The sequence below is a fragment of the Lawsonibacter sp. genome (assembly GCF_022777125.1).
GTDB classification, from domain to species: Bacteria; Bacillota; Clostridia; order Oscillospirales; family Oscillospiraceae; genus Lawsonibacter_A; species Lawsonibacter_A hominis.
In genome coordinates this window covers 23,004-35,519 of record NZ_JALFGV010000061.1, presented here as the reverse complement: position 1 = coordinate 35,519, position 12,516 = coordinate 23,004, and the positions used below count along the sequence as shown (strand labels likewise).

The 12,516-nt window shown below is 58.0% G+C and carries 10 protein-coding genes; 5 read left to right on the top strand and 5 right to left on the bottom strand.

Annotated elements, in window-relative coordinates; genetic code table 11:
- From MR825_RS05035 to MR825_RS05015, 5 genes are all read left to right on the top strand, one after another.
- A partial coding sequence (locus tag MR825_RS05035) for a MarR family winged helix-turn-helix transcriptional regulator (RefSeq protein WP_287879253.1) occupies positions 1–470 on the top strand: 470 nt, incomplete at its 5' end.
- Between the two features lie 229 nt (positions 471–699).
- The gene (locus tag MR825_RS05030) at positions 700–2,187 is read left to right on the top strand and encodes an FAD-dependent oxidoreductase (protein ID WP_287879251.1); all 1,488 of its coding nucleotides are present in this window, start codon (positions 700–702) and stop codon (positions 2,185–2,187) included.
- A gap of 169 nt (positions 2,188–2,356) precedes the next feature.
- Entirely contained in the window at positions 2,357–3,775 is a 1,419-nt protein-coding gene (locus MR825_RS05025) for an MmgE/PrpD family protein (protein ID WP_287879249.1), read from the top strand.
- A 38-nt stretch (positions 3,776–3,813) separates the two neighbouring features.
- A complete protein-coding gene (locus MR825_RS05020; protein WP_287879247.1) occupies positions 3,814–5,256 on the top strand; it encodes an SLC13 family permease in 1,443 nt (480 codons plus the stop codon).
- A gap of 114 nt (positions 5,257–5,370) precedes the next feature.
- Entirely contained in the window at positions 5,371–6,492 is a 1,122-nt protein-coding gene (locus tag MR825_RS05015) for an Mbeg1-like protein (protein ID WP_186908451.1), read from the top strand.
- A gap of 405 nt (positions 6,493–6,897) precedes the next feature.
- Here MR825_RS05015 and MR825_RS05010 read toward each other — a convergent pair whose 3' ends face one another.
- The 5 genes from MR825_RS05010 to MR825_RS04990 form a co-directional block, all read right to left on the bottom strand.
- Positions 6,898–7,860, bottom strand: coding sequence for an oligopeptide/dipeptide ABC transporter ATP-binding protein (locus tag MR825_RS05010; protein WP_256175973.1), 963 nt, complete (start codon positions 7,858–7,860; stop codon positions 6,898–6,900).
- Positions 7,857–8,837 (bottom strand): ABC transporter ATP-binding protein, encoded by a 981-nt coding sequence (locus tag MR825_RS05005; protein ID WP_186908449.1) that lies wholly within the window; start codon positions 8,835–8,837, stop codon positions 7,857–7,859. Before MR825_RS05005 ends, MR825_RS05010 begins: the two co-directional genes overlap by 4 nt.
- 1 nt (position 8,838) lies before the next feature.
- The gene (locus tag MR825_RS05000) at positions 8,839–9,744 is read right to left on the bottom strand and encodes an ABC transporter permease (RefSeq protein WP_256175972.1); all 906 of its coding nucleotides are present in this window, start codon (positions 9,742–9,744) and stop codon (positions 8,839–8,841) included.
- A 6-nt stretch (positions 9,745–9,750) separates the two neighbouring features.
- The gene (locus tag MR825_RS04995) at positions 9,751–10,773 is read right to left on the bottom strand and encodes an ABC transporter permease (RefSeq protein WP_256175971.1); all 1,023 of its coding nucleotides are present in this window, start codon (positions 10,771–10,773) and stop codon (positions 9,751–9,753) included.
- Between the two features lie 70 nt (positions 10,774–10,843).
- Positions 10,844–12,505, bottom strand: coding sequence for an ABC transporter substrate-binding protein (locus tag MR825_RS04990; RefSeq protein WP_186908447.1), 1,662 nt, complete (start codon positions 12,503–12,505; stop codon positions 10,844–10,846).
- Positions 12,506–12,516 lie beyond the last annotated feature (11 nt).

Sequence of the window (12,516 nt, the reverse complement as noted above, 5' to 3'; positions counted from 1 at the left end):
CGCTCAAGCTCCCGGCGGATTTCCGGGAGGAGCAGTACCTTCACACCGTGGCCAGCGAAAAGCGGCATGAACTGTTGATGGCTCCCTACGGCGTGTCGTTCCCGGTATTTCGCACGCTGGTCTATTTGATGCAGCACCCGGACGGGGCGGCGCCCTCTCAGATCGCGGATGACCTGATGATCCTGCGGCAGAGCATGACCAACATCGTGGATTCCCTGGAGAAGCAGTCGCTTGTGGAGCGCAGCGCCCACCCGAACGACCGCCGGCGTATTATCGTCCGGCTTCTTCCCAAAGGACTGTCGCTGGCGCGGACGTTATTCCAGATCGAAAACGACTATACGCAGCGTATCTACCGGCATTTTACGAAGCAGGAGCTGGAGGATTACTACCGCCTGATGCGAAAAATGCACGAAGTGAAGGAATTGGAGCTGAATCAGATCCTTAAGGAATATGAGGCGGGGCATGTATAGCATCCTTCGCCCGCTCCCGTTTCCAAGACCGCCGGAAAGCAGGATTGCTTTCCGGCGGTCTTGTTTTGTGCATTTTATAAAAAAGCAGGGGAATGATTTGTGGGAAAAAGAGAAAAGCATGGGGGAGAACAGATTTTGCTTGCACGCGCCGGAGAAAATAGTATAATCATTTATAGTAAAATAATTTATTATTTTACTATGGATAATATGAAAATGGAGGAGTGATGGCATGAAGGAGACCTATCTCGAACCAGCCGGCCGCCTGGAGGTCTACGAGCGCTGCGATGTCCTGGTGGTTGGCAGCGGCGCGGCGGGGCACAGCGCCGCCGTGGCCGCTGCCCGGGCGGGGTGTAAAAATATCGTGCTGATGGAACGATACGGCTACTCGGGCGGGGATGTGACCGGGGGCTACGTGATTATGGTGCCCGATTTGTCCTGGTATGAAAAATCCTTTGTCCGGGGGCTCCAGGAGGAGTGGTTTACCCGCTTGGGAAGCATTCCCCAGGCGGTACGGGCGCCCGGCCTGGCGGACATCGGCAGCCAGGATCCCGTCCTGGTAGACGCCTGGAGCGCCATCCACGACTGCGTCAGCCGCAGCGAGCCCAAACGTCTGGTCCGGGCGGTCTATTTCGAGCCCAATCAACTCAAGATCGAGATGGACAAGATGCTCCGGGAGCATGAGCAGGCCATCCGGGTGCTGTACCATTGCTGGGGGGCCAGGCCCATCCTGGAAGGAGACACGGTCCGCGGCGTGATCTTCGAAAGCAAGGAGGGGCGCAAGGCGGTCCTGGCCAAGGTCGTCATCGACGCCACCGGAGACGGCGACATCTTCGCGCAGACCGGTACGCCCTACAGCAGCCTGGCCGACGGCGGCACCCGCTCCAGCACCACGGCGCTGGTCTGGCGGATCGGCGGGATCAACTGGGATCAGTTTGAACAGTGGAAGCGTACCCGTCCGCAGGCGGCAGCGGCGCTGCGGGAGCGGCTGAGCGCCGTGGCGGGCTTTCGGTGTCTGCCGCTGCCCACCAATCAGAACGACATGTGCTGGGTCAATAACTGGCATCCGGCAATGGATTGTACCAGGATCGCCGACCAGACCAAGACGGAGATGGATACCCGCGCCACCATGCGTCAGGTGCTGGCCTATCTGAAAGAGGCGGTGCCCATGGCCTTCCGGGACGCCTTCCTCTACGATATCGCTCCCCAGTTGGGCACGCGCTGTTCCCGCCGCCTGAAAGGCGAATACGTCATGACGGCCAACGATTTCGCCTTTGCCACAAAGCATGACGACGTGATCGCGTGGCATTCCACGATCTGCCAGATCAACGACTGCGGTCCGGTGGAGATCCCCTACCGCTGCATTCTCCCCCAGAAGGTGGAAGGGCTGCTTTGCCCCGGACGGCATCTGTCCGCCGACGACGTGGCCATCGACTGGCTGAACCTGATCCCGCAGTGCGTGGGGACCGGGCAGGCGGCCGGTGTGGCGGCGGCCGTGGCTGTGGCCGACGGCACCACCGTGCGGGAGGTGGATATCCGCAAAGTGCAGGATATCCTCTGCGGCCAGGATGTGCCCCTGCCCCGCAACGCCAAGACCGACCCCTCCTATACGGCCTGCTGCGAGGCGCATGAGTACGGACTGTATACCGACCTGGCCAAGCAGGCCCGCGCCGCCGCGGAAGGGAAGGGGGAGGATCTGAACCAGTACCGGCAATGGTAGGCAAAGAGCAGGAAGCGACCCAGTCGGCGGAGAAACATTCTGGTCCGGAGCAGGAGAGACTGCCTCCAGAATTTTATCAGAAGCTGCTGGCCGTCCCGCCCTGCAAGCAGGGTGGCGGCTGCAGCGGCTGCGGGCGGTGTGAGCACTGATTTTAGAAAGGGTGATACATTTGTCAGAGGAAAAACGTCCTGTAGCAGAGATCCTATCCGAGGGGGCCCTGAAGGTAAGCTTTGAGGATCTGAGTGAGAAAAACATCCGCATCTGCAAGGATAAACTGTTGGACAACATCGGTAATTTAGCTGGAGGCGCGCTTGCTTTTGGTAACCGCGAGGTACTGCACATTCTGGATACCTATGGCGAGAAAAAGGAAGCCCCCATTTTCCTTCTGGGTGGCAAGGCTGCTTTAGGCGATGCGGCAATGGTCAATGCCATGAGTGCCCGCTCCAATGACTTTGAGCCCATGTTCATGAATATAGACGGTTTGCGGATGCCATCCAAGGAATCGGCGACCCTCATTAACGCAGTGCTAACAGCTGGGGCGGTCTATGGTTTCTCCGGAAAGGATTACATCACCCATGAAGTGGTGGGTGAGGACCTATCCGTTCGCATCATGGCCGCCGGCGGTCGCTGGAATTTTACCGTGGGCTGGGACAGTTCTTTCACTATGCCCATCTACGGCGTGTGCGCCCAGCTTGCCCGGATACGGGACCTCACCCCAGAACAGCTTCGGGATGCCTGGGGCATTGCCATGGGCATGGTGGGCGGCACTATGTCCCACATCTTTGATTATGCCACCTCAGCCAAGCTGGGTGCGGGCTACAACATCCGCAACGCCGATTTTGCTACCCGGCTGGCCAAGAAGGGGTTCCCCAGCCTGAAAAATATCTTTGAAGGCCCACGCAATCTCTATCACCAGTACCGGGGTATGGACGAGGCCTGCAATCCTGAATATCTCCGGAAAGACTATGGCAGGAAATTCTATATGGAAGAGAGCATCAAACTCTACCCAGTGGGTTCACCGGCTACCATTGTCGCCTTTGCCGGCAGCGAGTTGTTTGGCTGCTGCGACCCGAAGAATATCACGGACATTGAGTTGGCCGTCCCCGACGGCTACGCCGAAATGTATTACTGGCCTCCCTATGAGGTGGGACGTGACCCTCTGACCCACGCCCAGTTCAGCTATCAATATGCGCTGTGCGCCCCCCTGCTGTGGGGCCGTTTCGGTGTGCGGCATTACTCCGAGAGCCATCTGCGGGACCCAGAGCTGCTCCGGCTGTGCTCCATCACGCGAATGCTCCACGATCCCACTCTGCCAAAAGGCCTGCCTGGGCAAAGCGCCACCTCCAACAACGGCATCCGGGTGACAATCACTGAAAAAGATGGCACTCGCCACACCGTTGAGAAGAACTCTGCGGACTTCAGTATGCATACTTATCCAACCCGCGAGCAGCTTCTGGCCAAATACTGGGATCAGATAAATGGATATGGTTTGATTTCTCATGCGTCTGCCCAAAAGGCGATCGAACTGGTCGACCGGTTGGAGGAGTTGGAGGATCTGCGGGAGCTTACGGAACTGCTCGTACCATAGCCAAGGAAGAGACAATAAGAGAAGGGAGAAGGAATCTCATGTCTGCATCACTTGTAAAAGGCGGCCATCCGTATCGAAAGATAGTCCATCTGATCATCGGCATTGCAATCGGCTTTCTGATTTCGCGAATTCCCGGGCCGGGCGGTATTACGCCGCTGGGCATGGCGTTAATTGGCGCATTCCTGGTGGCAAATTACTGGTTTATTGCCATCGATATGATCACAGGGTCCTTGGGCGCAATGATTTTATTTGTATTACTGGCGGGAAGCGACCCGGCGGGCATCATTTCAGGAACCCTGGGAAACACTACCGTATGGCAGGTTCTCATTGTGCTTCCATTGATCTATGGACTGAGGGTCACCGGCGTTACAGACGCCTTGGCCAACTGGATGATGACCCGGAAGATTTTATATGGCAGATCCACGATGTTCGTCATTTTTTTCCTGCTGTTCAGTTCGCTTTTATGCGCCTTAAAAGTCAATGTGCTGGTGGTCCTGGCGCTGGCGGAAGGCGTTATGTCTGCAGCTGGCTATGAGGAACAACGTAAAGAGCATGACGCGTTTCTGGTAGCTACCTTTTTTGCCGGAGCGTTGGCGTATAATATTATACCCTATGGCAGTTGGATTGCCAGTTTTGTGACGGCGTTTGAAAATATTGCCGGTATTCCTTTGGATGGTGCAGTGTATATGCTCTTTGGTGTGCTCCTCAATGTGGTATTGGACATCCTATACGCTTTCGTCATGATTGTTCTGCTCCGGTGTGACTTTTCCCGGCTGGCCGCATTGGACCAAAGCGCTATGAAGACCTCAGACGCCAAATTTACCAAACAGGGAAAATTTATGTTTGTCCTGTTTCTTGTCATGATCGTAGGTGCGGTGTTGCCCACCCTATTCAGCAGCTTTCCGGTTTCCCTTTTTATCAATAAGACGCTGACCATGGGCCTTTGGTTTACGCTCTGTCTGGTCGTAGCGCTTATCGTTCCCATTGATGGAAAACCGGTGCTGAGTCCCGTCGACTGCTTCAAAAATGGCGTTCAATGGCCTCTGATCCTGTCTGCCGGCGTTATGCTGTACTTTTCCGGGATCATTGGAGGTGACGACGCAGGAATTAAGGCGGCATTGTCGGGCGCGTTCTCCGGGGCCTTTAACGGGATTCCAGGAATTGCGTTGCTTTTGGTGGCCTGCTTGCTGACTGTAATTATTACGGGCTTTTTCTCAAACATGGCAACTGGAGTTATCTTTATGTCAGCTACAATTCCGTTGGCGGCGATGTTCAATCTTTCGCCGCTGGTGCTGGGGGTATGTATCATGTGGGCTTCCATGCCCGGGTTTATTACTCCAGGCGGAACGGGACTATCGCCCTATCTCCACGGCCTGACCACCATTACAAAAAAGAATATGTACAAATACATGCTTGCCTTCCTGGCGTTGTTCTTAGTGGTGATCCTAATCTTTGGCGTTGTCATAAATCTGATTTTCTAAATTGTACTGTTGGGGAAGCGCCCTGCGGCTTTAGCCGCAGGGCGCTTCCCGGCAGTTGCACGCCGGGGCGCTTTGGAGTACACTGGTCATAAGAACAAAAAAAGGGGGGCGCTTATGCCCGATCTATTCGATTATCTGATCTGGCGGGGAGATTTGACCTTGGAGCAGTCCCCCTTCAACGATGTGGACAGCCTGATCCTGTGCAGCCTGTCCTATGCCGCGCTGGACGGATTGGTGGGGCCTGGGGGCGCCACGATCCGTCAGGCGGCGGAGGCATTTGTACGCGCGGGCGGGCAGTGGCCCAAGGAGCGCCGGGGCGGCGGCATGGAATTTTGGGAAGATGCCCTGCGCCTGTTGGAACAGTTGGCGGGGACGGCCCGGTTTGGTACCATGCGGCTCTTTGATTCGGTAAACTATGTCGACACGGCGGCGGAGGAGCAATTTTCCGCCGTGACCGTGGATACGGGGGATGGCGCGTATTTCGTATCCTACCGGGGGACGGACAGTACGCTGATCGGCTGGAAAGAGGATTTCAACATGAGCTACCAGACCCCGGTGCCCGCCCAGCGCTCCGCCGCGGAGTATCTGCGGGATGCGGCGCGGCGCCGCAGAGGCCGCCTGCGGGTGGGCGGACACTCCAAGGGCGGAAACCTGGCGGTGTATGCCGCGGCGCACACACCCCAGCCGGTGCAGGCCCGGCTGGAGGCAGTGTACAACAACGATGGACCCGGATTTTGCGCCGGGGCATTGGACGAGACCGGCTATGCGGCGGTGCGGGAGCGCATTCGGACCTTCGTCCCGCAGACCTCCATCGTAGGCATGCTGCTGGACCATGAGGAACGCTATACGGTGGTGCGCAGCCGGCAGGTGGGGCTTTTGCAGCACGACCCCTTTTCCTGGCAGGTGGAGGGGCCGGACTTCGTGCGCCTGGAGACGGTGACCAGTTCCAGCCGGTTTTTGAGCCTGACGCTGAAAAACTGGGTGGCCTCCATGGACCGGGAGCGGCGGGAGGCGTTTGTGGACGCCCTGTTCGATATCCTGGGCTCCGCCGGAGCGGATACCACGGAGGAATTGTCCGAGGGATGGCTGAAAAACGCTGCGGCCATTCTCTCCAAACTGCGCAGCGTGGACGACGAGACCCGCCGGATGCTGTTGGAGGTGCTGCGGGCGCTGCTGGCCGCGGCCCGCGAGAGCATGCCGGAGCTTTTGGCCTACCATCGGCGCCGGGGCGGATGAACTCCGGCGGAACCTTGTCGGCAGGCATGGGCCGGGCCTGCCGGTACTCCGGATTCCGCCGCCGGGCCCATACCCATGGACCAAACGCCCGCCCGGCCTGAAACAAAGGAAGGAGCATTGCCTCAGCAATGCTCCTTCCTTTGTCCGTCAAAAGACCGAACACACGTGCAAAAAAGAAGAACGTTTTCGTATGGGAAACGCACTCGGCTTTATTTTTGCCGCCCAAGAGCGGCGGAAATAAAGTTCGGCCCCATACTTCCGGGGGGCTGTGCGAAAACAAGACCCCCTGGTGCGCCTGCACCTGGGCGCCAGGGAAGACGCCGCTTGGGTTCCCTTGCTTCTTCCGCGTGATCAGTCTTTTCGGGCCCGGCATCCCGCCCACAGCACGCCCGATCCCGCCATTTCTCAGATGCAGTGACAGCAGGCAAAGTGGCCGGGGGAGACTTCACGCATCTGCGGGGTATCCTGGGAACAGATATCCTTCTTAAAGGGACACCGGGGGTGGAAGGGACAGCCCTTGGGCTTGTTCAGAGGGCTTGGGATCTCGCCGATCGACTTGATCTTCTGGGGCTTAAGGCGCTCCTCCTCGTCGCTGAGCACCGGGATGGAGGCCAGCAACATCTGGGTGTAAGGGTGGCGGGGATTTTCGAAAAACTCCGCCGTGTCGGCATACTCGCAGATGCTGCCCAGATACATTACCGCCAACCGGTCGCACATGTTGCGCACGAGACACAGGTTGTGGGTAATGAACAGATAGGACAGATCGTTCTTTTTCTGCAGCTCAATGAGCTTATTGGTGATCTTGGCCTGAATGGATACGTCCAGAGCGGAGGTGGGCTCGTCCAGCACGATGAACTGGGGGTTGGCCGCCAGGGCGCGGGCCACGCACACCAGCTGCTTTTCGCCGCCGCCGATGGCCCGGGGATACTTGTCCAGGTAGTGGACCGGAAGACCCACCTGCTCCAGTATGCCCTTGATGCGTGCCTCAACCTCCGCGGTGGTCAGACGCTTGTCCGCATACAGCTGTACCGGTACGGAGAGGATCTGACGGATGGTTTTGCGGGGATTAAGAGAACCGCCGGGATCCTGAAACACCAACTGGATCTGCTGCTTGAGCGAGGGTTCCCGGGACTGGCTGGAGCGGCTGATATCAATCTCGTCCCGGAAGGTGATGGAGCCGGAGGTGGGGCCGTAGGTGCCCACGATCATGGAGCCGATGGTAGACTTGCCGGAGCCCGACTCGCCCACCAGACCGAAATTCTCGCCCCGGCGGATGTCAAAGCTGACGTCATCCACGGCGGTGAGGGTACCGAACTTGGTCTTAAATTGCTTGGTCAGATTCTTGATCTGAATGACGTTTTCGCTCATACCGCCGCCTCCTCTCCCGCATGATGACAGGCTACCTGACGCCCGTCCTCCATGTCCGCCAGAATAGGGGGCGCTTCCAGGCACTCCTGAGTGCATCGGGGACAGCGTGAGGCAAAACGGCAGCCCTTGGGGGGATTGATATAGCTTGGAATATCGCCGGCGATACCGTCGGCAATGCCGCTGCCGGTGAGTTTGGGCGTGGCGGCCATCAGGCCGATGGTATACGGGTGGTGGGGGTGTTCGAAGACTTCTTTGGTCTTGCCCACCTCGACCACATTGCCTGCGTACATGACGTACACCCGGTCGGTGATCTTCCGAATGGCGCCCAGGGCGTGGCTGACCAGGATGAGGGACTTCTTCTTCTCCCGGACCAGTTTGTCCAGCAGGTCGAGGATCTGTTCCTCGATGGTCACATCCAGAGCGGTGGTGGGCTCGTCGGCCAGCATCAGGTTGGTATCCTTCATCAGCGCCATGGCGATGCACACACGCTGGCGCATACCGCCGGAGAGCTGCACCGGATAGCTGCCCAGCACCCGTTCGGGGGCCGGCATGGACACCGAGTCCAGGGCGTCCAGCATCATCTGGCCATACTCTGCTTTGCGCTTGCCGGGGAACTGGCTTTTGAGGATGTCCGTCATCTGGGTAGAGATCTTTAACGTGGGATTGAGGGAGCTGGAGGGGTCCTGAAAAATCATGGACACGTTGCGGCGTACGCTGCGCAGCCCCTTTTTTCCGTCCACCGAGACGCCGCATACCTCGATGGCGTCTTTGTGGACAATGGCCGGAGGGCTTTGAAGCACGGCGGCGGCGGATTTGAGTACCGTGGTCTTGCCGCAGCCGGTCTCGCCGATGAGGCCCACCCGCTCGGCCTGCTCCACATGCATGCTCAGGCCTGGGATCACCTCCAGGATCCCTTCGTAAATTTTATACTTCACGGAGAGGTTTTCGATATTCAATGCAAGATTCTTCTTCTCCATGTCACTTCTCCTCCACGGACAGAACATCGTTCAAACCGTCGCCCAGCAGGTTGAAGCCCAGCACGATCAGTACGACCACGATGGCAGGCATAACGGTCAGCCACCAGAATTCGGGCAGATACTGGATGCCGTCGGACACCATGGCGCCCAAGGAGGGCTCCGGCGGCTGCACGCCCAGCCCGACAAAGCTCATGCTGGAGGCGGTCAGAATGATGCTGCCCATATCCAGACTCATCTTGGTGACAATGGACGAGGTGATGTTGGGGAGCATCTCACTCAGGAGAATTTTCAGGACTTTAACGCCGGACAGCTCCGTATAGACGATATACAGCTCATTGGAGAGGGAGGTGACCATGTTGTAGGTCATACGAGTATACCAGGGCCACCAGGCGACGGCAATGCCGATGGCTGCAAAGAGGTAGCCGTTGGTGAACATGGTGCAAACCACCATAGCCAGGATCAGGGGAGGAATGGCCATAAACAGTTCGGTCACCCACATGATCAGCCGCGAGATCAGTTTGCCCTTGTAGTAGCCGGCGACCAGGCCCAGAATGACGCCCAGCGGTACCGAGATGGCCAACACCAGCAGCCCGATGACCAGGGAGGAGCGGGTGCCAATGAGCATGCGGCTGAACACATCTCTCCCGTACTCGTCGGTGCCTGCCAGGTGAATGGCGCTGGGCCCCTGGAAGGACTCGGCGATCTTGGTGGTCAGGCCGGCGTCCTCCGGATAGGGGACAATGTAGGGCGCGAAGACCGCCACGAAGACGACCGCCAGCACCACCACCAGGCCCAGCATGGACAGAGGGTTACGCGAAAATTTATACCAACTCTTCTTCAGCGATTCAATTCTGGGATTTTGACCCTGCTCGACGGCTGCGTTGGCTTTCAATTCTTTTGTCATCATACGCAATCACTCCGATGTATTGATGCGGATTCTCGGGTCCAGGAAAGCCACGCCGATATCCACCAGGGCGTTTACGACAGCGAAGATGATACCAAACACGAAGGTAACTGCCACGATGCCGTAAGGGTCCTTGTTCTGGATCACGTTTAGGCTATACTGCGAAAATCCCGGATAGCGGAAGATCACCTCAATGATGAATGCGTTGCCGATCAAAGAGGCCACCTGCAGGCCGTAAATCGTCAGCGTGGGGATAAAGGAAGGCTTCATCAAATGCTTCATTACCAACTTGCCCCGGCTGACGCCGGCCACCTGCGCGAAGGCAATGTAATCAGCATTAATGTTTTCCACCATGGCTCCGCGATGGATACGAGCCATATAGGCGATGCTGCCCAAAGAGAGACTCAGGCAGGGCAGTACCATGCACTTGAGCACTTGGCCGTAGAGGGCGAAGTCTCCTACCAGCAGGCAGTCCAGGCCCATCATGCCGGTTCTCACATAGTTGTCCGGAATCGTGGGCATACCGCCGATGGGGAAGATGCCGAGCGTATAGCTGAATACCAGCAGCAGCAGTACGCCGATGGCGTATGCCGGGGTACACACACCCAAGTAAGAGATAAACCGGATCAGGTTATCCAACCACGAGTTTTTGAATATGGCGGATATCGTGCCTACCGCCACGCCCACAATGAGAATGAGGATCGCACAGTAGAATACCAGCTCCAGACTCTTGGGCAGGTATTGCTTGATGTCCTCGGCGACATTGCGGTGGGTGAAAAGAGACTCGCCGAAGTCCCCCTCGGTGATTACCCCCTTGAGCCAGTGGGCCCACTGTATCGGCAGGGCGCGGTCAAAATACAGTTCGCTGCGCTTCTGCGCGATGGTCTCCTCCGGCGTCATGGGACCCATAGAGATTTTGACCGGGTCGCCGGGAATCAGACGGATGAAGGAGAACACCACAAAGGAGAGCACCAAAAGCAAGATAACTGTATGCAGCAGCTTTTTCAAAATGGCGACGACAGTCTTTCGCATAGTGGCTCCTTACTCGTCAGGGCCAGAAGCACCCGCCTCTGGCCCTGACGCATGTTCTTCTTGGAATGATTTACTTCATGATATAGTCCGCGTAGTAGAAGTTGTATTCCGTGGTGGCGTGCTTGGCCGGCCACTCAAAGTTGTTGGCGTTGTAGATGGGCTTGATGACAGAGGCGCATGTGTAGACGGAGGGCACGACCTCCTCCACCAGGTACTTTTGCATCTGGCCGTACAGCGCGATCCGCGCGTCGTCATCCACGGTCCCCAGGGCCTCGTTGAGCATGGAGTCAAACTTTTCATCCTGCATCCACTCGTTCTGGTTCCAGTTGCCCACCGTCCAGGAGGCATACTTCAACTCCAGGATGGAGCCGGCTTCCGGGTAGCCGGCGGTGGCAAAGGCGTTGGTCACGTTGGGGCTGGTGGCGATCTCGGCCTCATTGTTGCAGAACTGCACCCAAGGAGTCTCGTTGATGACCACCTTGAAGCCCAGGCTCTCCAGCGAGGAGGCCATCAAGTACACCAGTTTGCCGGTGTCGCCGTTGCCTTCAATGTAGTCCAGCTGGATGGGGTAATTCGCCAGGTCACTGGCGTATTTGGACGCGGCGATCTCCTCCTTGGCCTTGTCCAGATCATAGGAGTAGCCTTCAAAGTCATCCACATATCCGAACAGGTTTGTGGGTACGGGACCGTTGGCATCGGGAGCGCCGCCCAAAATCTGCTTCATCTGCTCATAATCACAGGCGTAAGAGATGGCGCGGCGGATGTGCACGTCATCGGTGGGGGCTTTTTGCGTGTTCATCATGAAGTAGTTCAGGCCGGCCTCCTGGAGCTCAGCTACCTCGATTCCGTCGTTGGCGGTCAGAGCAGCGATGGTAGTGGAGTCCTGGTGGCCATGGACAAAGTCCAGATCACCGTTGCTCATGAGCATCTTGGTGGTGGATGCCTCGGTCAACTCCTGGATTTCCACCGTGTCGGGCGCGGCAGCAGGCACGGCACCGTTCCAGTAGTTCGCGTTCTTGGTCAGCACCATGGTGTCATGGACCGTAAAGCTGCTGATGACGTAGGGGCCGGAGCCGGCGGAGTGGGTCAGCAGATAGCCGGTGCCGTAGTCGCCGTTGTCACCGTACATCCCTTCGGCGGCGGTGTTGGCCTCCACCAGGGCGCTGTTGACGATACGGAAAGCGGTCAGAGCGGAGACGAAGGGGCCAAAGGTCTTGGAAAGCTTGAATTCCACGGTGTGCTCGTCCACCGCCACCGTCTCAGCCAGCACATCTTTGAGCACATAGGCGAAACCCTCGCCCATGGTCATCATGCGGTCAAAGCTGTACTTGACGTCCTTGGAGGTCAGAGGGGTCCCGTCGGCGAAGGTCACATCCTGGCGCAGCTGGAAGGTGTAGCTCAGACCGTCTTCGCTGGCCTCCCAGCGCTCCGCCAGTTGGGGCTCCGGGCTGCCGTCCTCTGCGTTGGGGGCCACCAGGCACTCGTACAGATTGACATAGAGCATCAGGTCGTTTTCGCCGGTGCCCCGGGCAGGGTCGACGGTCTCAGGGGTGGTGGTGCAGGTGCCGCGCAAAACCGTGGCGCCCGCAGGCGCGCTGGTGCTGGGGGCGCCGGTATTGCCGGGGGCCGCGGTGTTTGCGGCGCCTCCGCCGTCTGTAGTGCCGCAGGCGGCCAGGGCAGCCAGCAGGGCGGCCGACAAAACGCCGCACAAGATTCGTTTCATGGTTTTCATTGTTCTGTTCC